Raw genomic sequence first — 22,019 nt, 5'->3', positions numbered from 1 at the left:
GTGGGACTGGCTGCGGGGGGCTGGCTGCGGGGGAGCGGGGCAAGCTCACGCAGGCATTCATGCAGCCCACTCCACGCAGCCAGTTCCCACGCAGCCAGCGCCTTGCGCGTTTGTACACCTGGCAGATTGACCAAAAATAATCTCGACAGCCCCCTGTCACTTTTCAAATCTCGTTCGGCAAGGAAGCAGTTAGCACTTATCCGTCGAGGAGCCGCTGCATGTCCCGTGCTGTTGATTGTTTCCTGCGCCCCAGCCTGATGGCTCTGGCCATCGCCCTGGCCGCGCCGTTTGCCAGCCCTGCCGTTTACGCCGCCGAGCAGTCCGTACGCGCCTATGATCTGCCTAGCGCGCCACTGGCGACCACGCTGAACCAGATCGCCAGCCAAGCCGGTATCGCCCTGGCCATTGATCCGGTGATCGTCAGCGGCCGTACCTCGGCCCCGGTCAGCGGCCAGTACGACGCCATCGGCGCCCTGCAAGCTGCCCTGCGAGGCAGCGGCCTGCAACTGCAACAGAGCAGCGTTGGCAGCTATAGCCTGGTTGCCACCCCAGACGGCAGCCTGGCGCTGCCGGAAACCGCGATCAACGCCAACAGCGACTATGAAAGCGCCTGGGGTGCATCCAGCGGCTACGTAGCCACTCGCACCGCCGCGGGCAGCAAGACCGATACGCCAATCGTCGAGGCGCCACGCTCGATGAGCGTGATTACCCGCCAGCAACTGGACGACCGTCAGGTACTCAACCTCAACGACGCCCTGCGCTACACCGCTGGCGTGCAGAGCAGCGGCTACGGCTCCGACTCGCGTGCCGACTGGCTGCGCGTGCGCGGTTTCGACCCAACCCAGTTCCTCGACGGCCTGCCGCTGCCCAAGGGTTCGTTCGCCAACCCCAAGGTCGAGCCGTGGAACCTTGAACGCATCACTGTGCTGCGTGGTCCGGCCTCGTCGGTGTATGGCCAGACCCCGCCAGGCGGCATGCTCGACATGGTCAGCCGCCGCCCGCAAGCCGAGAGCGCCAACCAGATCGAAGCCCAGGTCGGCAGCAACGAACACAAGCAGATCAACTTCGACAGCACTGGCAAGATCGACGACGAAGGCCGCTTTCTGTACCGCGTCAGTGGTGTAGTGCGCGACAGCAACTCGCCCATCGACCATATTCCGGACAAGCGCTATAACCTCGCCCCGAGCCTGACCTGGAACATCGATGAAGACACCAAGCTGACCTTCATCTCCCAGTACACCCGCGACGATACCGGCATCACTGGCCAGTTCCTGCCCCTACAGGGCACCAAGCTGGACTCTCCAGCCGGCAAGATCTCTCATCACAAGAACCTCGGCGAACCGGACTGGGATTTCTACGACCGCACCTACTACGCCCTGGGCTATGCCTTCGAGCACCGTCTGAACGACACCTGGCAGTTCCGCCAGAACCTGCGCTACACCAAGAGCGACCTGGCGTTCCAGGCCGTCAACGTGGGCACCATCAACACGGTCGACGCCGATGGCAACGTCAACCGCGAGGCGGGCATCGTCAACGAAGACATCAGCCAGTTCGCCGTGGACAACAATTTCCAGGCCGACTTCCAGACCGGCGCCATCAGCCACACCCTGCTGCTGGGCCTGGATCACCAACGCTCGAACACCAACTACCAGTGGCTGTATGGCGGTTCGTACGTGTATGACAGCAATGGCAACGTGATTGGCAACAATGTGCCGCCAATCAACGTCGGCAACCCGGTGTATGGCGGCGACATGTCCAATGTCAGCTACTTCGCCCTGCAGGACTTCAGCCAGAAAACCCGCCAGACCGGCGTCTACATCCAGGACCAGATGGCCTTGGACAACTGGCGCCTAACCCTCGGCGGACGTGAAGACTGGGTGCACACCGGCACCGTGTTCCACAACAAGGCCGATGCCACCAGCACCCAACGCGACAAGGCCTTCAGCGGTAACGTGGGCCTGAGCTATGTATTCGACAACGGCATCACTCCGTACATCTCCTACACCGAGTCGTTCCAGCCGGCGATGGGCGCCAACGTCGATTCGGCGCAATCGTTCGACCCGACCGAAGGCCGTCAGTACGAAGTGGGCGTGAAGTACCAGCCTGTCGGCAGCCAGACCTTGCTCACTGCAGCGGTGTATGACCTGACCCAGGAAAACGTGCGCGTCACTGAAGGCAGCATTACCCGCCAGGTCGGCGAGTTGCAGGTGCGCGGGCTGGAGCTGGAAGCCTCCACCCAGCTGACCGACAACCTCAAGGCGATTGCCTCCTACACCTACACCGACACCGAGATCACCAAGGGCCTGGCGACTGAGAAAGGCAATCGCATGGCGCTGATCCCGCGCAACCAGGCAACCCTGTGGGCTGACTACACCTGGCACAGCGGCCCGCTTGACGGCTTCGGCATTGGTGGCGGCGTGCGCTACGTGGGCGATACCTATGGCAACACAGCCAACACCGAGATCGCCCACGTCGGCTCGTACACCGTCTACGATGCCTCGGTGCATTACGACCTCGGCCGCCTGGACAACAGCATGAAAGGCCTGAGCGTGGCGGTTGAGGCAAAGAACCTGTTCAACAAGGACTACTTGTCCAACTGCGATGGTTACTGGTGCTACTACGGCGACGAGCGCAATGTGGTGGCCAGCGTTAACTACAAGTTCTGAGCCATGCAGGGGCCGCTTTGCGGCCCTTCGCGGGCAAGCCCGCTCCTACAGGGAGAGCGCCGTCGTTGAGAATGGCGCGGTCCCTGTGGGAGCGGGCTTGCCCGCGAAGGGCTGCAAAGCAGCCCCAAAGCAGGCGACACAAGAGCCCCCATGATGAAAAGCCAAACCATCCGCCGCTGGTCCGCGATCCACACCTGGAGCAGCCTGATCTGTACGCTGTTCTTGCTGTTGCTGGCACTCACCGGCCTGCCACTGATCTTCCACCACGAGCTGGAACACCTGCTCGGCGATGCCCCTGAGCTGCGGCAAATGCCTGCCGACACCCCGCACCTGGATCTACAGCAGCTGGTGCTCAAGGCCGAGCAACATCGCCCCGGTGAGGTCATGCAGTATTTCGGCTATGACGAGGACGAGCCCAACGGCGTGATCGCCATCACCGCCGCCAGTGCAGGCAGCGATCCAAACGACTCGCACACCTTCATGCTCGACGCCCGCACCGGCGAGGCAGTTGCCATGCCTGCGGCCAATGGCGGCTTGATGATGACCCTGCTGCGCCTGCACGTGGACATGTTCGCCGGCCTGCCCGGCAAACTCTGGCTAGCGTTCATGGGCGTGCTGTTCGTCTTGGCGATCATCTCCGGCACCGTGCTCTACGCGCCCTTCATGCGCCGCCTGGCGTTCGCCACGGTGCGCCGCGACAAGTCACGCCGGCTGCGTTGGCTCGACCTGCATAACCTGATCGGCGTGGTCACCCTGACCTGGGCGCTGGTGGTCGGCGTCACCGGCGTGATCAGCGCCTGCGCCGACCTGGTGATCGCTGCCTGGCGCAACGAAAGTTTGACGGCCATGGTCGCGCCCTACCGCGATGCGCCAGCGCTGACAGAACGTGCCCCCGCCAGTCGCCTGCTGGACATCGCCGAACACGCAGCGCCTGGCATGCACCCCGACTTCATTGCCTTTCCCGGCACGCGCTTCTCCAGTGAGCACCACTATGCGGTGTTCATGAAAGGTGCCAGCCACCTGACCTCGCACCTGTTCACCCCAGTACTGATCGACGCCAAGACCCTTGAGGTCACCGCAGTCGGCGACCGACCGTGGTACATGGACGCCCTCGGTCTGTCGCAGCCACTGCACTTTGGCGACTATGGCGGACGACCGATGCAAATTCTCTGGGCGCTGCTCGATGTCCTGACCATCATCGTTCTCGGCAGCGGCCTGTACCTGTGGCTCGCCAAACAGCGCAAACCTCGTGAGGCCAAGGCATGAGCCACAAGTCGCAAGCCACCGCGCGGATCTTCGCCTGGCCGGCCTTGATTGGCCTGCTCGGCGCCCTAGGGCTGTTCGCCGCGTTGCTCGGCGACGGTTGGTGGGATGGGCTGTCCTGGCTTGGGCTGGGCATCCCGGCATGGTTGGCCATGCGCGGCCTGCTGCGACGCTGAGGTATCGGGTTAACGCCAAGGCCTGGGCACTTCGCGCCAGCATGGGACATCCTCACCCCTAGGAGATGACTCGTGACGCCGTTGCTGCTGCTCCAGGCACTAGACACTCAATTAAACACCCTGCTGCCGCCACTGCCGGGTGTGGAATACCGCCTCGACCAGTGTCTAGCGAACCTCTTCCCAGGGCAGAACATTACCGCCCGCGCCCTGCACTTTGGCCGTTGGCCACTGCTGGATCTGATCGGTTTACATCTGTTCGATGGCGCAACCTTCACGCTGCCAGTTGCCACTGCCCCCCGCCATGACGCTTATCCGCAGCTCAGCTTGCCGGCCGACTTCACCACGCGGATCGGCAGCTTTTGCACAACCCTTCGCCAGACCCTGCATGCCGATCTGGCAGCCTATTGGCTGGAGCGCGACAGCAAGGGACTGAGCCGTGAGGTCCGCCTGGCGTCATTGCGCCGAGAGCAATTGTTCACCGAGATACGTTTACGCCTAAGCGACCAGACCCTGTCGCCAGAACACGCCCAGTTGCTCAACACCTGCCTTCAATTGCCGCTGCCCTGGCAACGCCGACACCTGCCCGCCACTGGCCGGCCTCAGCTGTATCGCCCGCTACTTTCCGGCACGGCGCCACACTGGCGCAGTCATCTGCCTGGGGTAATGATCCTCACTGAACACGGCCCTGAGGGTCGCTTGATCGAGGCTCACGAACCGGTCGGGCGAGTGATCCTATGTAGCGTCGCGCATGGCATCGAGGCATTCGAAAGCCTCGCCGCGCTGCATGTGGAGCTGTGCGAACGCCTTGAGGATCAACAACAGAGCGAACCGCTGAGCAGACTACTGGTCGAGCCGGAGCAGCAGCGACGTGCGTGCCGAGCCGAGCGCCTGCGCTATGACTGGTACAACGAAGACCTCGCGCAGTCGCAGGCACTGGCCATTGGCGATGCCCATGACAAGCGCCTGACGCTCGCCTGGCGAACCGCGTTCGAACGCGGTCTGCAGCGTGACATCGGCCAGCTCGATGCCAGGCTGGCCAGCGCACTGGATCTTCACCACGAACTAAGCAGCCACGGCCCGTTAGCCACCCGCTACGGTCTGCTGCTGGAAAAACACTTGCCCAACTGGTTGCGCACCACCAGCCAGCAAGGCGTCGCGCACATCATGCAAGCGATGCAGGAGCAGGTCGCAGCCATCGAGGCAGCTGCCGCGCCTGGCATTCTCACCCTGGAGCAGTTCAAGCAGCGCCACTCGCTGTTGAATTGGGTGCGCGAGCGTCTGCGCGAGTTCTTGCAGCGCGACCCTGGCATCGATACTGCCCCGCAAGATATCTCGATCAGCGTGACCCTGGCGCGTCAGGTCGGACCGCTGCTCAACCCGCTCGACAGCAGTGCCTACATTCCCGTGGTAAGCAACCCGCAGGCAGGCACAAGCGTGGAACTGGTCAGGCAGACCTATCGGCTAGACGAGCTGGCACTGCTCAACATCGCTTGGTTCGATGTCGATTACTGGCTGACCGCACGCGTGCATCTGGACAACGACCAGGCATTACCGGCGCTTACCCCGCTGAGGGTCAAACAGATCATTCGTCGATTGAACGCTGGCAGTGGTTATCAGGCTTATCTGCGCACCCAACTGCTCGAGTCGCCACATGGCCAGTGGCGCCAACAAGCGCATGAGCACCTCAATCGCACGCGCATGAATGCCGAAGCAGTGAAGGCGCGTTACGCAGGCCATTTTCAGCGTGACACGTTCGAACAAGGCTATGGCTGGGCCAATACCGTGATCAATGCGCCCGATAGCCACAACCGCCCTCATTACAACGAGCAACAGGTGATCGTGCGGCAGATACTGATCCAAGGGCAAACCTTGCTAGGGGTGCTATTGCTGGTTTCCCCGGAGAACTCGAACCGCATCGTGGCCTACTGCCCCGACGCGCCAGACCGTCGCCCATGGCGTGAATACACCAATGCCAGGGCGCTGATCCGCGCCGTGCGCACCGATACGCAGCTGCGCCGCTATGTATTGCAGCGTTTGCCACTGGGCAACGGCAACGCGCTGGAACAGCTGCTACTCAAAGGCCGCCTGGGCTCGCATATCGGCCTGCAGACGATCACCGGCAACCTTTACCAGGCGAGCTACCGGGCCGAAGTGAACCATCTGCTGGCTCAGGCCGATAACGTGACCCGCAGCAACGAAGAGTTGCTAGGTCAATATTCGGTCAATGTTCTGAGGCTACTACTGGATATCGTCACCCTGGTCCTGCCGCAGGCAGGCTCGGTGGCACTGGCGTTCGGGCGTATGGGCATTTCCATCTGGGATGGCTTTGAAGCATTCGAACACGACGATCATAGCGGTGCCCTGCATCACGCTGTCGCCGCACTCGGGCATGCCACTGCGGGGTTAAACGATATGTCGGGTTCAGGGCTGATGCGTCGAGCCATGCGTGGGCTACCGAAACCACCACCAGTACCGCTACCCCCGCATTACGAAGCGACCCCCGAAGTCGCCAGTTTGCGCTACCGCATCGATGCGCCCCACGGTGAGGCCGTCTATGAGAAAAGATCGACAAGCCCAGGTCTGTCTCAATACTTCGTGAAAGACAACCTTGGCCGCTACTTCAACGTCACCTTCGACGGGACGCGCTGGCGCGCCATCGATCCAAACTTGCCCAATGCCTATCTGCAACTGCCCATCCAGCGCTGTCTGGATGGCAGCTGGGTGGTTGATTCACCGCTGCTCTGGCATGACGGGCTACCTGATATCCAGCAACTACTGGACGACAGCCGCCTGACATCTACCCGGCAAGGCGTTGCTGACGCAGACGATGAAAACCTGTTTGAAGAGAATACCCAGCTATATGTGCAGCTGGGATCGCATCAGTTTCCCGTACGCCGCCACTTGCTCAAAAGCCACTACCACCTGGTGATGCCTGAAACCCAGCGAGGCAGCGTTGCCGCTTGGGCGGTACTGCGCTGGCAAGATGACCAGTGGCACATCCGGGTGCGCCAGACCGGCCGCAGCAGCGACTGGCTGGCGCTTCCGGCAGCTTACTCGGCAAGCCTTGGCAGCAGCTGATCGATACGTTGGTGCAGGGCACTGCCACTGGGCCAGTTGCGCAGCATCCGCGCCCGATCGCGGGAGTAGGCCGCAGCGAAGCTGAGCTGGGTGGCGTGCTGGCACATGGCGTCGAGATCGATCAGCGACCATTGGCCGTTCTGCCAGAACAGGTTGTGGCCCTTCATGTCGCCATGGCTGATGCGCTCGCGAATCAGTTGCTGCATGAGGTGGACCAGCGCCTGCAGCTGCTCTTGCGGTGCATCACCACTGTCGATATAGGGCTTGAAGCATTCGATCAGGTCCGGACCATCGGCATATTCGGTCACCAGGTAGGCACGACTGCGCAGGCCCATGACCCGTTGTTCGAGCACCGCCAGGGGCTTGGGCGTGGCGATGTCGAGGAATGTCAGGCGATGCGCCTCGATCCACGAATGCCAGGCCCGGCTCGGACGCCAGAAGCGCTTGAACCAGTGCGCAGTGTTCTTGATGTTGTAGCGTTTGAGGACCAACTTGCGCCCATCTACCTCGACCCGCGCGACACTGGCCGCGCCGCCGGTTTTGTACAAATGGCCCTGGTCGATCAAGGCGTCGGCCTGCTCCAGTACCGGTAGCATGGCCTCGACTTCTGGCCGGCGGATCGCCCGCAGGCCAGACAGGGTTCGCTGCACGCTGAACAGGGTGCACTCGCGACCGGCCTTATCCAGGTAATCCTTCAGACGCCATGCACGGACCTTGTCGACCTGCTTTTGCAGGGCTTCCAGTGGCAGCGCATGCTCGCCGTTAGCCAGCAGATAGTGCACCAGCAGTTCTTCGATGAAAGGCTCCAGGCGCTTGGGCAACTGGGCGAAGAACACCCCAAGGTTTTCCAGCACGCGCTGGCGCGAGAGGGTTTGACCTGGCGTCTCGGCTTTGATTCCGGCGCCGTCGATCAAGTACAGGCGGCCGTTGTGACGCAGCAAGTTGTCCAGGTGCAAGTCCGTTTGCCAGAGTCCTTTGGCATGCATCTGCGCCACGGCAGTCAGTGCCTCGCCGAGCACCAGGTGCTGCTCGTCGGCCAACGGCGGCAGCGCTTCGACTTCGGTCCAGGCATCGCCCAGGCTCTCGGCGCCTTCGAGGTACTCGAACAGCAACCAGCCGCCCTCGCCTTCCTTGAGGCCGTCGGCCAGCAGTTGCGGGGTGGTCAGGCCCTGCGCAGCCATCAGCTTGACGCCTTCGAGCTCACGCTGGAAATGCCGCGCAGCGTTGTTGCCGACCAACAGCTTGGCCAACACCGGGGTACCGCGCCAGATACCCGCGCCGACGTAACGCTGGCCGGGCAACACGCGCAACAGGCTGAGCAGTTGCAGCTCGGCACTGCCTGCGGCGTCGGCCAGGGTCACGCTCAGCGGCAACGCCGGGCTGCGCCCGGCCGCTTTCAATTCAGACAAACGCATCAACGTGCCTCTTTTTCACGACGGCGGCGCACCAGGCGCTGCAGCCAGGTCGCCACCAGCGGGCTGTCGGCGGGCTGCTCAAGATAGGCGGCCAGCATGCTGCGCACATCACCCTCGCTCCAGGCGCGGGTGCGACGCAGCAGTGGTTCCAGGTCCTTGAGGCGGTCACGCATGCCCAGCAGCAGTGGGCGGGTCTTTTCCAGGTCGATCAGCTGCGCTTGCCAGCCTTCGCGGCGCTCACGCAGGAAGATGTGCTTGGGATAGAAGCAGCCATGCACTTGACCCGCTGCGTGCAGGGTGCGCGCCAGCTGACCGCAAGCCTGGAGAATCCCTAGGCGCTTCTCGGCAGCCAGCAGCGGCCATTGCTCGAGCAAGCTGTCCAGGTCGCTCCACTCGTCCAGGGCACGGGTCATGAGAATCGCGCGGTGCTGGCCCTTGCTCTTGCGCTCGCCATAGAACACCGCCTGCAAGGCCGGGATCTTGAGCTTCTGGTAGCGGCTGATATTGCGAAATTCGCGGGCGAAGGTTGGCTCGCCGAACGGTCGGTGCAGGGTCCGCGTGAGGTAGTCGCACTGGCGCTTGAGGTAATAGCCCTTGCCCTCGAGCTCCAGGCGATACACGCTGCTCCAGCCGCCACGGCCGGTATTGGGTTCGTCCACGGCGTCCAGTTGCAGCGCCCACAGCGCTTCGAAATCGTTCAGGCCGTGGCGTTGCAGCAGCGCTAGATCGCCGCTGGCCAGGTAATCGGTCATTCCCTTCCCTCGAAAAAGCGCACCACTTCGCGCACCCGTTGCTTGTCGCGGGCATTGAGCCGTTGATGCCCGCGGTATTGCAGATAGAAACGCAGGCGTTGGGTGGCCGAAAGGTGGTACTTGGCAACCTTGTCCAGGCAGGCCAGGTCCTTGATGACCCGATGGCGGAGCATGAAGCCGCGCCAGAAGTCACCGGTCGGACAATCGATGAAGAATAGCGTGCCCTGGTCATCCACCAACAGATTGCGCCACTTCAGGTCGTTATGGGTGAAGTGGTGATCGTGCATCACCCGGGTGTGGCGCGCCAGTTGCCGGCTGACGTGATCGACCCAGGCACGATCGGCCAGGCGCGGATCATTGTGTTTGGCCAGCTCCGACAAATCCTCGGTACGCGGCAACTCACGGGTGATCATCGCCCCACGGGCAAAGGCCAGGCCCTTGCGCTCCAGGCCCCAGGCCACCACCTCGGCAGTGGGAATGCCCCACTTGGCGAACTGCTTGAGGTTCTGCCACTCGGCCTTGATTCGCGGCCGCCCGAGGTAGCGGCGCATGTGCTTGCCGGCGCCAGTGTAGCGTTTGACGTAGTAATTGACCCCGCCACGCTCGATGCGCACCACTTCACTGAGTGGGTCGCTGGTCAAGCGTTCGCCCTGGAGAGCGAACACCGCCTCGAGACTGCCAAAATCCGCCGCCAGCGGTTCATAGCCCGGCGCCAGTGTCCAACCCGCCATCAGAGCGCATCCCCATAGCGTTGTTTGCGATCGTAGAGTTTCTGCGCCTTGCGTTCGAGCCAGGCGAGCAGCGCGGCCTCGTCAGCCAGGATCTGGCGTAACGGGCGCTGGAAATAGCCGCGCAAGAAGCGCAGCTTGTCGCGGCGGGTCAGGCCGATGTCCAGCGCCGAGAAGTACAGCGCGGCCAGGTCTTTGTCGCGCCAACGGCGGCTGATGCTGGCACGGGTCTGGGCACGGTGCAGGTCGATCACCGACAACTTCAGATCTTCTGGCGCCACCGGGCGATCGGTGTGCAGCAGAAAGTGGCAAATGTAGCAGTCGCGGTGGTTGACCCCGGCGCGGTGCATGCCGCCAGTCATCTTCGCCACTTCGGCGATCAGCGCATGCTTCAGGCGCGGCAGCGGCGGCTGCTTGACCCAGTCCAGGCTGAAATCTTCCAGGCTGATGGTCGGCGCCAGCTCTTCGGTGACGATGAACGAATGCTGGGTGGCAGGATTGCTGCCGCGCTCGCCATAGGCGACGGCGGTCATGGTCGGCACGCCGACTTCGTGCAGGCGCTGGATGGCCCGCCATTCCTGGCCGGCACCCAGCACCGGCAGCTTGGCGCTGAACAGGTTCTTGAAGATTTCGCCCCAGCCGATGCCGCGGTGGATCTTGACGAAATAGCCCTCGCCTTCGACTTCGGTGCGCAGCGTGCGGCGCCCTTCGAGCTCGCGGAACACTTCGCCTTGCAAGCCTTCGACGGCCTCGAAGGCATCGCGTCCGGCCCACAGGCGTTTGAACGGTTCAGCCAGTATCAGCTTCATGCGTGCTCCTGGTTGAGGATCACATCGGCAGCGTGCTGCGGCATGCTGTAGAGGTCGGCGCTGTCGGCAAATGCCAGGCCATTGCGCGACCACGTGGCACGCGCTTGGGCGTCTTCGAGCATGCGTTGCAGGTAGCGGTTGAGCTGCTCCTGCTCGAACGGCTCATCCAGCACCAGGCCGCTATCGGCCTCGGCAATGTAATGGGCATAACCGCAGACTTTCGAGACCAGCACCGGCAACCCGGCGACCAGTGCCTCGAGCAGCACCGTGCCAGTGTTCTCGTTGTAGGCCGGGTGGATCAGCATATCGGCGCCGAGCAGGAAGCGCGGAATATCGCTGCGCCCCTTGAGGAACTGCACTTGCTCGCCCAAGCCCAGGGTCGCGCTTTGCAGCTGGAAGACCTTGGGGTCGTCCTGGCCGATGACCATCAGCCGGGTGCGCTTGCGCAGGCCAGAAGGCAACGCGGCCAGGGCCTTGAGACTGCGGTCGACGCCCTTGGTCTTGAACCCCGAGCCAATCTGCACCAGCAACAAGTCGTCAGCACCCAGGTTGAACTCCTGGCGAAACTGCGCGCGAATCTCAGCGGCGTTGTCTGGTGCGCGGCGGTCCTGGGAAATACCCGGCGGCAGCAGGTGGAAACGCTCCACCGGGGTGTCGTAATGCTTGATGAACAGCGGTTGCTGCACTTCGGAAATCATCAGGATCTCGGTGCGTGCATCGCGGGCGAACACCGCTCGCTCGTATTCGGCGAAGTGGCGGTAGCGGCCCCAGCGCCGGTACAGGCCACCGCGCAGGGTCTGCGCCTTGTCTTCGAAGCAGCCGTCGGCGGCGTAGTAGACGTCCAGGCCCGGCATCTTGTTGAAGCCGATCAGGCGGTCGACCGGGCGCTTGGCCAGGTCGGCTTGCATCCAGGCGCTGAGCTTCTCGTTGCGCCGATGGTTGAACAGCGCCTTGACCGGCGCCACCAGTACTTCGAAGCCCGGTGGAATGTCCCCTTCCCAGATCAGGGTGTAGACCCGGATCTGATGGCCACGCTTCTGGCACTCAAGGGCAATGCGCATGAAGTCACGCTGCAGCCCGCCGAAGGGGAAGTATTTGTAAAGCACGAAAGCCAGTTGCATCAACGAACATCCTCAGCCAGCAGCAACGCGCTCAAGCGGCTCGCCACATGCTCGGGATTCAGGCGAGTGAAGCACAGCGGCCACTCGCGTTTGAGATCGAACCGGCGCAGGTCCTCGGCGCTCGGTTTATAGGTGCACTTCTTCTGCAGGCAGGGCGCACAGGGGAAGTCGCTCGCCTGGTGGACCTGGACACGTCCATAGGCGCCGGTCAAACCAGGGTTGGTGGGGCCAAACAGCGAGATGGTCGGCACATCCAGCGCCGCGGCCAGATGCCCCAGGCCGGTGTCCACTGCCACGCAGGCCTTGGCGGCCGCCAATACACGGGCCACGCCGACCAGGTTCAACTTGGGCAGTACCTGGCAGTTATTCAAGCCCTGGGCGATGCGCTCGGCGCGCGCCTTCTCGGTTGGGTTACCCCAGGGCAGGCACACCTTGAGGTTGCGCCGGCCCATGCGCTCGGCCAGTTCGCGCCAATAGGCTTCCGGCCAGTGCTTGGTGGCCCAGGTGGTGCCATGCAGGAACACCACGTAGGGTGCTGCTGGCGGCAATTGCAGACGCTCCAGGTCCAGGCCGTAGTTGCCGATGCCTTCCGGCAAGTCATAGGCCAAGGCCAAGGCGAACAGCTGGCGCACACGTTCGACGGCGTGCTGGCCAACCGCGACCGACAGCGGCCGGTCATAGAAACGACTGGACCAGCCTTCGCGCGCAGAGAAGCGATCGAGCCCTGCCACCGGCGCCTTGACGTAGCGGGTCAGCCAGGCCGACTTGACCAGGCCCTGGGCATCGATCACCAGGTCGTATTTGCGCTCACGCACGCGCTGCTTGAAGGCCTTCCACTCGCCGCTCTTGAGGGTCTGCCAGATATTCTTGCGCCAGCGACGGATCGCCACCGGGATGACCTGGTCGACCGCCGGGTGCCAACTGGGGATCTCGGCGAACCCCTCCTCCACCACCCAGTCGAAACGAATCCCGGGGATGGCGTGAGCGGCATCGGTGAGCGCTGGCAAGGTATGGATGACATCTCCCAGCGAAGATGTCTTGATGATCAGCACCCGCACTTAGTCGACCTCAGCCACGGTATCGATCAGGTTCGGCCCGGCCAGGTGCTGCAAGGCAGCGATGACCTTGCCAGGCTCCAGCAGGCGCAGGCAGTTGTAGTGGCCGAACCGGCAGGTCCGGTCGAAGCATGGGCTGCAATCCAGGCCCAGGCGCACCACCTCGACCTGCTCGGCCAACGGCGGGGTGAAGCCCGGCGAGGTCGAACCGTAGACTGCCACCAGCGGGCGGTTCAACGCAGCGGCCACGTGCATCAGGCCCGAATCGTTGGACACCACCGCGTCGGCGCAGGACATCAAGTCGATGGCTTCGGCCAGCGAGGTTTCGCCTGCCAGGTTGCTCGATTCTTCCCGCAGCCCCGGAATCAACCGGTCGCGGATCGACTCACCCACCGGATGATCGTTCTTCGAGCCGAACAGCCAGACTTGCCAGCCCTGGCGAATCATTGCATCGGCGACTTCCGCGTAATGCTCGGCCGGCCAGCGCTTGGCTTCGCCAAACTCGGCACCTGGGCACAACGCCAGCACCGGGCGATCCAGGCTCAAGCCGAATTTGGCCAGGGCGGCTTCACGGCTGGCGGCTTCGATCTGCAAGGTCGGTCGCGGGTACGGTTTAGGCAACTCGGCACCCGGCGTATAGGCCAGGGCCATGAAGCGCTCGATCATCAGCGGATAACGCTCTTTATCGAGCTTGCGCACATCGTTGAGTAGCAGGTAGCGCATTTCGCCGCGCCAGCCGGTGCGCTTGGGAATACCCGCGAAGTACGGCACCAGCGCCGACTTGAGCGAATTGGGCAAAAGGATCGCCTGGTCGTACTGGCCGGCCAGGGATTTGCCGATGCGCCGTCGCGTCGCCAGCTCAAGTGCGCCGTGGCCAAGCGGGAAGCTCAGGGCCTGGCGGACCTCAGGCATACGCTCAAGGATCGGCCGGCTCCACTCGGGCGCCAGCACGTCGATCACGCATTCGGGGTGCTGCTGCTTCAGGCAGTGGAACAGCGTTTGCGCCATTACCATGTCGCCGACCCAGCTGGGGCCAATGATCAGTATTCTCATGCTTTGTCCAGAAACGCTCGGGGATAACCCATACCTTGCGGCAACGGCTGACATGGCAACGGGCTTGCCCGGCGATAGCATCGTTGTGTGACGACGCCATCGCTGGTCAAGCCCGCTCCCAGGCAAACCGCTCGCGCGGGCTTCGAGGCGAGCCATCCCTCTTTATATTCAGGCTATATGGCGTGCAGTGTACCACTGGTGCCCGGTCGTCGCCCTGAACGCTCAACTCAGGCCAAGCTCACCCCAGATTCGCCGTACTTCGCGGCGCTCGTCGGCGAACTGGGCGGCATCGATGACCCCGGCCTGCTTCTGCAAGGCCTGGCGATGCGAAGCCGAACGGAAGGCCTTGTACACCTCACGCAGCAACACCGCATCACTGGCGGGCAGCAGGCCGGCCTGTTCGAGCTCTTCGAGGATGCGGATATTGTCGGTCCAGCGCAGCAACGCCGGGTGATCGTGGGACCAGGCCAATGCTGCGTACTGGACCATGAATTCGATATCCACGATACCGCCGGCATCCTGCTTGATATCGAACGGCACGCCCGCATCGAAGGCGTTGCTGGCAGTGCCGGCGGCGGTGAGCTTGGTGCCGAGGTTGTCACGCATCTTGGCGCGCATCTCGCTGACCTCGACGCGCAGCTTATCGAGGTCACGGGCCTGGCCCAGCACCTTGGCGCGCACCGCCTCGAACGCCGTGGTCACCTGCTTGCACCCTACCAGCACCCGCGCCCTGACCAGCGCCTGATGCTCCCAGGTCCAGGCTTCGCCTTGTTGATAACGTTCGAACGCACCGAGCGAGCTGACCAGCAGCCCGGAAGCGCCCGATGGCCGCAGGCGCATATCGACGTCATACAGCTGGCCGGAGTTGGTCTGGGTGGTCAGCAGGTGAATGATGCGCTGGCCCAGGCGGGTGAAGAACTGCGCGCTGTCGATCGGCTTGGCGCCGTCGGTCTCGGCATGCAGGTCGCCGTCGTGAATGAATACCAGGTCCAGGTCCGAGCCATGGCCAAGCTCCAGGCCACCGACCTTGCCATACCCGACGATGATGAAGCCCGGATCGCACAGGCTCCCATCGCTGCGCTTGGGCTGGCCATGACGCGCCACGGTCTGGCGCCAGGCCAGGGCCAGGACCTGGTCGAGAATGGCTTCGGCGAGCCAGGTGAGGTAGTCGCTGACTTTCATCAACGGCAGGTTGCCGCTGATTTCCGAAGCCGCCACGCGCAGGCTGTGCGCTAGCTTGAAGTGACGCAGGGCCTCCATCTGCTGTTCCAGGTCATCTTCGGGGATGCGCGTCAGCCGCTCACGCAGCTCCGAAGCCAGCTCCGGCGCCAGTGGCGGGCTGAACAGGCGGCCTTCATTGAGCAGTTCGTCGAGCAGCAGCGGATAGCGGGCGATCTGCTCGGCAATCCATGGGCTGGCGGCGCAAAGCGTCAGCAGGCGACGTAGCGCACCTGGGTTTTCGGTAAGCAGGACCAGATAAGCCGAACGCCGCGCCACCGCTTCGACCAGCGGCAGCACCCGTTCCAGCACCAGGTCCGGGTTGTCGTGCTCGACGGCCTGGGCCAGCAGGCGCGGAATGAAGGCATCCAGGCGCTCACGCCCCAAGCGCTGCATCGAACGCAACTGCGGGCTGGCACGCAAACCGGCTAGGCGCCGCAAGGCCTCGGCAGGCTGGCAGAACCCGGCTTCCTCCAGCTGTCGGCAAGCGGCTTCTTCGTCTTGGGCCTGTTCCCACAGCGGCGACCACTCCCCCCCCACCACCAACTCGCCCTCGCCCTCGTCTTCATCCGGGTCGGCGATCACTTGGCGGAAATGCCAGTCGATGCGCCCGCGCCAATACATGAGCTGATCGTGGAAGCTGTGCCAGTTGGCAAAGCCGAGGATAAAGGCCACCCGCGCGCGGTCGGTATCGTCTTCGGGGAGCATCTGCGTCTGGCGGTCGGCGATGGCCTGGATGGCATGTTCGGTATACCGCAGGAATTGGTAGCCTTCGCGCAGCTCGGCCACCACCGCCGGCGGCAGGTAACCCTGGCCCTCCAAGGTTGCCAGGACTTTAAGCAGTGGCCGCTGCTGCAGGCTCAGGTCACGCCCGCCGTGGATCAACTGGAACGCCTGGGCGATGAACTCCACCTCACGGATGCCGCCCGCGCCGAGCTTGATGTTCTCGGCCATGCCTTTGCGGCGCACTTCCTGCTGGATCAGCTGCTTCATGGTGCGCAGCGCTTCGATCGCCGAGAAATCCAGGTAACGGCGGTAGACGAACGGGCGCAGCATCTCCTGCAGTTGGGCACCGGCCGCCTGGTCGCCTGCCACCACCCGCGCCTTGATCATGGCGTAGCGCTCCCAGTCACGGCCCTGGTCCTGGTAGTACTGCTCCAGTGCATTGAACGACAGCACCAAGGCACCCGCCGAGCCATAGGGGCGCAGGCGCATGTCGACGCGGAACACGAAACCATCGACGGTGACCGGGTCGAGCGCCTTGATCAGGCGCTGGCCCAGACGGGTGAAGAACTCCTGGTTATCCAGCGAGCGTTTGACCCCCTCAGTCTCGCCGCCCTCAGGGAAGGCGAAGATCAGGTCGATGTCCGATGACAGGTTCAGTTCCACCGCGCCGAGCTTGCCCATGCCCAGCACCACCATGTGCTGCGGCTCGCCACTGCGGTTACCGATCGGTGTGCCGAACTGCTGGCAGTGGCGTGGGTACAACCATTGATAGGCCTGGTCGATACAGGCATCAGCAAGGTCGGACAGGTCGCGGCAAGTCTCGCCCAAGGCGGCCTGGCGGGTGATGTCGCGCCAGATGATGCGCAGTTGCTGGCGGTTGCGCTCGCGGCGCAGATTACGCGCCAGCTCATCTTCGCTTTGCGCCGCCTGAGCCACGCTGGCGATCCGCGTACAGAGCTGACCCGGGGCGAAGGCCTGCTCCAGCTCGCCACTGCCCAACAGCTCGAAGAACATGCCGGGCTCACGCTGGACCTGGCCGAGGACGAAATCACTGGCGGCGGCAACCTGATCGAACTGTTGCCGATGAGTGGCGCTCAAAGCGCCCAGGTGCAATTGATCGTGGCCAGCGACGGCATCGGTGAGCAACTGCTGGTTGCGAACGACCAGTGGTTGCAGGGCGGCAGGCAGATCGAGCGGCAAAGGCAGGCGCATGGACTATCCTTGATCGGCGTGAATCAGAGGGGTAAATGCGGTCGCGGCGATGCGGGACCACGGTTGGACTGTCATACAAAAGTTGGAAATAGCTGAAATAGTCGAATCATTGGCAAGAAACATCGCGAATCACCCGCCTCGAACACACCGCCAACCAACATGAACGTTTTTCCTCACAACCCGGGGTGCGACCAAACGTCGCATTTCTGTAGTATTACTACTACCCCGACCGTCTAAAAGCATGAAATGCGAAAGCTTTTGTAGTAAAACTACACGGCGCCGGATCACACTCCGGTAATCCAAGAATTCACGACGTCTGCCCATAAGGCCAGTCGCAAACTCAGGCCCCCGATTCTGGTGGCCTTTCCGCCCTGGAGCAAGCCATGCAAGACCTCGATCCAATCGAAACCCAGGAATGGCTGGATGCCCTGGAGTCGGTCCTCGACAAAGAAGGCGAAGACCGCGCTCATTACCTGATGACCCGTATGGGCGAGCTGGCCACCCGTAGTGGTTCGCAGCTGCCGTATGCCATCACCACGCCATACCGCAACACCATCCCTGTCACCCACGAAGCACGCATGCCTGGCGACCTGTTCATGGAACGCCGCATTCGCTCGTTGGTGCGTTGGAACGCCCTGGCCATGGTCATGCGTACCAACCTGAAGGATTCGGACCTGGGCGGACACATCTCGAGCTTCGCCTCCAGTGCCACCCTGTACGACATCGGCTTCAACTACTTCTTCCAGGCCCCGACCGAAGAACATGGCGGCGACCTGATCTTCTTCCAGGGCCATGCCTCGCCTGGCGTCTACGCCCGTGCCTTCATGGAAGGCCGGATCAGCGAAGAACAGATGAACAACTTCCGTCAGGAAGTCGATGGCAAAGGTCTGTCCTCGTACCCGCACCCATGGCTGATGCCTGACTTCTGGCAGTTCCCGACCGTTTCGATGGGTCTGGGTCCAATCCAGGCGATCTACCAGGCACGCTTCATGAAGTACCTCGAAGCGCGCGGCTACATCCCGGCTGGCAAGCAGAAAGTCTGGTGCTTCATGGGCGACGGCGAGTGCGACGAGCCGGAATCGCTGGGCGCGATCTCCCTGGCTGGCCGCGAGAAGCTGGACAACCTGATCTTCGTCATCAACTGCAACCTGCAGCGCCTCGACGGCCCGGTTCGCGGCAACGGCAAGATCATCCAGGAACTCGAAGGCGTGTTCCGTGGCGGTGGCTGGAACGTCAACAAAGTGGTCTGGGGCCGTTTCTGGGACCCACTGCTGGCCAAGGACGTCGACGGTATCCTGCAACGTCGCATGGACGAAGTCATCGACGGCGAGTACCAGAACTACAAGGCCAAGGACGGCGCGTTCGTCCGTGAGCACTTCTTCAACACCCCAGAACTCAAGGCCATGGTCGAAGACCTGTCCGACGAAGAGATCTGGAAGCTCAACCGTGGCGGTCACGACCCGTACAAGGTCTATGCGGCCTACCACCAGGCGGTCAACCACAAAGAGCAGCCGACTGTCATCCTGGCCAAGACCATCAAGGGTTACGGTACCGGTGCTGGCGAAGCCAAGAACACCGCGCACAACACCAAGAAGGTCGACGTCGAGAGCCTGCGTCACTTCCGCGATCGTTTCGACATCCCGGTCAAGGACGAAGAGCTGGAAAACCTGCCGTTCTTCAAGCCTGAAGAAGGCAGCGCCGAGGCCCGTTACCTGGCCGAGCGCCGCAGCGCCCTGGGTGGTTTCGTGCCACAGCGCCGCGAGAAGAGCATCAGCATCCCGACCCCGCCACTGGAAACCCTGAAGGCGATCCTGGACGGCTCGGGCGACCGCGAAATCTCCACCACCATGGCCTTCGTGCGGATTCTGGCGCAGCTGGTCAAGGACAAAGAGATCGGTCAGCGCATCGTTCCGATCATCCCGGACGAAGCCCGTACCTTCGGTATGGAAGGCATGTTCCGCCAGCTGGGCATCTACTCCTCGGTCGGCCAGCTCTACGAGCCAGTCGATAAAGACCAGGTGATGTTCTACCGCGAAGACAAGAAGGGCCAGATCCTCGAAGAGGGCATCAACGAAGCCGGCGCCATGTCGTCGTTCATTGCTGCGGGCACTTCCTATTCGAACCACAACCAGCCGATGCTGCCGTTCTACATCTTCTACTCGATGTTCGGCTTCCAGCGTATCGGTGACCTGGCCTGGGCCGCTGGCGACAGCCGCACCCGTGGCTTCCTGATCGGCGGTACCGCCGGCCGTACCACCCTCAACGGTGAAGGCCTGCAGCACGAAGACGGTCACAGCCACCTGCTGGCCGGGACCATCCCGAACTGCCGCACCTATGATCCAACCTACGGCTACGAGCTGGCGGTGATCATCCAGGACGGCATGAAGAAGATGACCGAAGAGCAACAGGACATCTTCTACTACATCACCGTGATGAACGAATCCTACCAGCAGCCAGCCATGCCGGCCGGTGTCGAGGAAGGCATCGTCAAGGGTATGTACCTGCTCGAGGAAGACACCAAGGACGCGGCCCACCACGTTCAGCTGATGGGCTCCGGCACCATCCTGCGTGAAGTCCGTGAAGCGGCGAAGATCCTGCGTGAAGAGTTCAACGTCGGTGCCGACGTGTGGAGCGTCACCAGCTTCAACGAACTGCGTCGCGACGGCCTCGCCGTAGAACGCGCCAACCGCCTCAAGCCTGGCCAGAAGCCACAGCAGACTTACGTCGAGCAGTGCCTGAGCGGTCGCAAGGGTCCGGTTATCGCATCGACCGACTACATGAAGATCTTTGCCGAGCAGATCCGCCAGTGGGTGCCGAGCAAAGAGTTCAAAGTCCTGGGTACCGATGGCTTCGGTCGCAGCGACAGCCGCAAGAAGCTGCGTCACTTCTTCGAAGTCGACCGCCACTTCGTGGTGCTGGCTGCCCTGGAAGCCTTGGCTGACCGTGGCGAGATCGAACCTAAGGTGGTGGCTGACGCCATCGTCAAGTTCGGCATCGACCCGGACAAGCGCAACCCACTGGACTGCTGAGGAGTATTTTAAGTGAGCGAACTCATTCGCGTACCTGACATCGGCAGCGGTGAAGGTGAAATCATCGAGCTGTTCGTCAAGGTTGGCGACCGCATCGAGGCTGACCAGAGCCTGCTGACCCTGGAGTCCGACAAAGCCTCCATGGAGATCCCTGCCCCCAAGGCAGGCGTGATCAAAGAGCTGAAGGTCAAGCTGGGCGATCGCCTGAAAGAAGGCGACGAGCTGCTGGTGCTGGAAGTCGAGGGCGCCGCTGCGGCGTCCGAGGCTCCGGCCGCAGCCGCCCCTGCTGCGCCCGCCGCCGAAGAAAAACCCGCTGCCGCCCCGGCTGCAGCGCCTGCCCAGGCCGCAGCTCCAGCTGCAGCTAGCGTGCAGGACATCCACGTGCCGGACATCGGCTCGTCGGGCAAGGCCAAGATCATCGAAGTGCTGGTCAAGGTTGGCGACAGCGTCGAAGCCGACCAGTCGCTGATCACCCTGGAGTCCGACAAGGCCTCCATGGAGATCCCTTCGCCTGCCGCTGGCGTGATCGAAGAAGTGATCTGCAAGCTGGACGACGAAGTCGGCACTGGCGACCTGATCTTCAAGCTGAAAGTCGCAGGCGCCGCTGCTGCCGCACCGGCTCCAGCGCCAGCCGCTGCTGCGCCGGCCAAGGCTGACGCGGCTCCTGCAGCTGCCCCTGCCGCAGCGCCCGCTGCCGCCCCAGCACCGGCCGCCACCGCTCCAGCGGCTGGCAGCAACGCCAAGGTCCATGCCGGCCCGGCAGTGCGTCAGCTGGCCCGCGAGTTCGGCGTCGACCTGGGTGCAGTAGCAGCCACAGGCCCGCACGGTCGCATCCTCAAGGAAGACGTGCAGGTCTACGTCAAGGCCATGATGCAAAAGGCCAAGGAAGCACCGGCAGCTGCTGGTGCAACCGGTGGCGCAGGCATCCCGCCGATCCCGGTGGTGGACTTCAGCAAGTTCGGTGAAGTCGAAGAAGTCGCCCTGACCCGCCTGATGCAGGTCGGTGCCGCCAACCTGCACCGCAGCTGGCTGAACGTGCCGCACGTGACCCAGTTCGACTCCGCCGACATCACCGAGCTGGAAGCCTTCCGCGTTGCCCAGAAAGCAGTGGCCGAGAAGGCTGGCGTCAAGCTGACCGTGCTGCCACTGCTGCTCAAGGCTTGTGCCCACCTGCTCAAGGAACTGCCGGACTTCAACAGCTCGCTGGCACCCAGCGGCAAGGCGATCATCCGCAAGAAGTACGTGAACATCGGCTTTGCCGTGGACACCCCGGATGGTCTGCTGGTCCCGGTGATCAAGAACGTCGACCAGAAGAGCCTGCTGCAACTGGCTGGCGAAGCTGCGGCGCTGGCCGAAAAAGCCCGCACCAAGAAGCTGTCGGCCGACGACATGCAAGGCGCTTGCTTCACCATTTCCAGCCTCGGTCACATTGGCGGCACCGGCTTCACGCCGATCGTCAACGCGCCTGAGGTGGCGATCCTCGGTGTATCCAAGGCCACCATGCAGCCGGTCTGGGATGGCAAAGCCTTCCAGCCCAAGCTGATGCTGCCGCTGTCGCTGTCGTACGATCACCGTGTGATCAACGGCGCCGCTGCTGCGCGCTTCACCAAGCGCCTGAGCGACCTGCTGGCGGATATCCGCACCATGCTGCTGTAACCCGTTACAACCTGCCTTCCCATGCGCGAAGGCAGGCCCCCTTTCGAGCTGCCACGCTCGTA

14 protein-coding genes are annotated in these 22,019 nt (G+C 63.0%); 6 read left to right on the top strand and 8 right to left on the bottom strand.

Translation table 11 applies throughout. The annotated features are described in order from the left end of the window. The first annotated feature begins 218 nt into the window (after nt 1-218). From OIU19_RS12910 to OIU19_RS12895, 4 genes are all read left to right on the top strand, one after another. The gene (locus OIU19_RS12910) at nt 219-2,666 is read left to right on the top strand and encodes a TonB-dependent siderophore receptor (RefSeq protein ID WP_264235315.1); all 2,448 of its coding nucleotides are present in this window, start codon (nt 219-221) and stop codon (nt 2,664-2,666) included. Nucleotides 2,667-2,819: 153 nt separating this feature from the next. Further along, nucleotides 2,820-3,932 (top strand): PepSY domain-containing protein, encoded by a 1,113-nt coding sequence (locus tag OIU19_RS12905; protein ID WP_264235382.1) that lies wholly within the window; start codon nt 2,820-2,822, stop codon nt 3,930-3,932. Continuing rightward, nucleotides 3,929-4,105 carry a hypothetical protein gene (locus OIU19_RS12900; protein WP_186552731.1) on the top strand — a complete coding sequence of 59 codons (177 nt, stop codon included), beginning with the start codon at nt 3,929-3,931 and terminating at the stop codon, nt 4,103-4,105. The genes OIU19_RS12905 and OIU19_RS12900 overlap by 4 nt, the downstream gene beginning before the upstream one ends. A gap of 72 nt (nt 4,106-4,177) precedes the next feature. Beyond that, the gene (locus OIU19_RS12895) at nt 4,178-7,183 is read left to right on the top strand and encodes a dermonecrotic toxin domain-containing protein (RefSeq protein WP_264235314.1); all 3,006 of its coding nucleotides are present in this window, start codon (nt 4,178-4,180) and stop codon (nt 7,181-7,183) included. Here OIU19_RS12895 and OIU19_RS12890 read toward each other — a convergent pair. The 8 genes from OIU19_RS12890 to glnE all read right to left on the bottom strand — a co-directional run bounded on the left by OIU19_RS12890 (nt 7,156) and on the right by glnE (nt 17,272). Next, the gene (locus OIU19_RS12890) at nt 7,156-8,598 is read right to left on the bottom strand and encodes a lipopolysaccharide kinase InaA family protein (protein ID WP_264235313.1); all 1,443 of its coding nucleotides are present in this window, start codon (nt 8,596-8,598) and stop codon (nt 7,156-7,158) included. The genes OIU19_RS12895 and OIU19_RS12890 overlap by 28 nt on opposite strands. After that, on the bottom strand, nt 8,598-9,350 hold the full coding sequence (locus OIU19_RS12885) for a lipopolysaccharide kinase InaA family protein (protein WP_264235312.1): 753 nt from the start codon (nt 9,348-9,350) through the stop codon (nt 8,598-8,600). Before OIU19_RS12885 ends, OIU19_RS12890 begins: the two co-directional genes overlap by 1 nt. After that, the gene (locus tag OIU19_RS12880; protein WP_264235311.1) at nt 9,347-10,081 is read right to left on the bottom strand and encodes a lipopolysaccharide kinase InaA family protein; all 735 of its coding nucleotides are present in this window, start codon (nt 10,079-10,081) and stop codon (nt 9,347-9,349) included. The genes OIU19_RS12885 and OIU19_RS12880 overlap by 4 nt, the downstream gene beginning before the upstream one ends. Next, a complete protein-coding gene (rfaP, locus tag OIU19_RS12875; RefSeq protein WP_264235310.1) occupies nt 10,081-10,887 on the bottom strand; it encodes a lipopolysaccharide core heptose(I) kinase RfaP in 807 nt (268 codons plus the stop codon). Before rfaP ends, OIU19_RS12880 begins: the two co-directional genes overlap by 1 nt. Continuing rightward, entirely contained in the window at nt 10,884-12,008 is a 1,125-nt protein-coding gene (locus tag OIU19_RS12870; RefSeq protein WP_264235309.1) for a glycosyltransferase family 4 protein, read from the bottom strand. Before OIU19_RS12870 ends, rfaP begins: the two co-directional genes overlap by 4 nt. Further along, entirely contained in the window at nt 12,008-13,066 is a 1,059-nt protein-coding gene (gene waaC / locus OIU19_RS12865) for a lipopolysaccharide heptosyltransferase I (protein ID WP_264235308.1), read from the bottom strand. Before waaC ends, OIU19_RS12870 begins: the two co-directional genes overlap by 1 nt. Beyond that, nucleotides 13,067-14,116 carry a lipopolysaccharide heptosyltransferase II gene (gene waaF / locus OIU19_RS12860; RefSeq protein WP_186552739.1) on the bottom strand — a complete coding sequence of 350 codons (1,050 nt, stop codon included), beginning with the start codon at nt 14,114-14,116 and terminating at the stop codon, nt 13,067-13,069. A gap of 222 nt (nt 14,117-14,338) precedes the next feature. Further along, a complete protein-coding gene (glnE, locus tag OIU19_RS12855) occupies nt 14,339-17,272 on the bottom strand; it encodes a bifunctional [glutamate--ammonia ligase]-adenylyl-L-tyrosine phosphorylase/[glutamate--ammonia-ligase] adenylyltransferase (protein ID WP_264235307.1) in 2,934 nt (977 codons plus the stop codon). A gap of 383 nt (nt 17,273-17,655) precedes the next feature. Between glnE and aceE the strand changes: the two genes are divergently transcribed. Both aceE and aceF read left to right on the top strand, forming a co-directional pair. Then, nucleotides 17,656-20,301, top strand: coding sequence for a pyruvate dehydrogenase (acetyl-transferring), homodimeric type (gene aceE / locus OIU19_RS12850; RefSeq protein WP_264235306.1), 2,646 nt, complete (start codon nt 17,656-17,658; stop codon nt 20,299-20,301). A gap of 12 nt (nt 20,302-20,313) precedes the next feature. After that, on the top strand, nt 20,314-21,957 hold the full coding sequence (gene aceF, locus OIU19_RS12845; protein WP_186552742.1) for a dihydrolipoyllysine-residue acetyltransferase: 1,644 nt from the start codon (nt 20,314-20,316) through the stop codon (nt 21,955-21,957). Nucleotides 21,958-22,019: the final 62 nt, after the last annotated feature.

The organism is Pseudomonas sp. BT-42-2, assembly GCF_025847435.2.
Lineage (GTDB): Bacteria > Pseudomonadota > Gammaproteobacteria > Pseudomonadales > Pseudomonadaceae > Aquipseudomonas > Aquipseudomonas urmiensis.
Note: the sequence above shows the minus strand (reverse complement) of the source record. Positions and strands in the feature narration are given on the sequence as shown.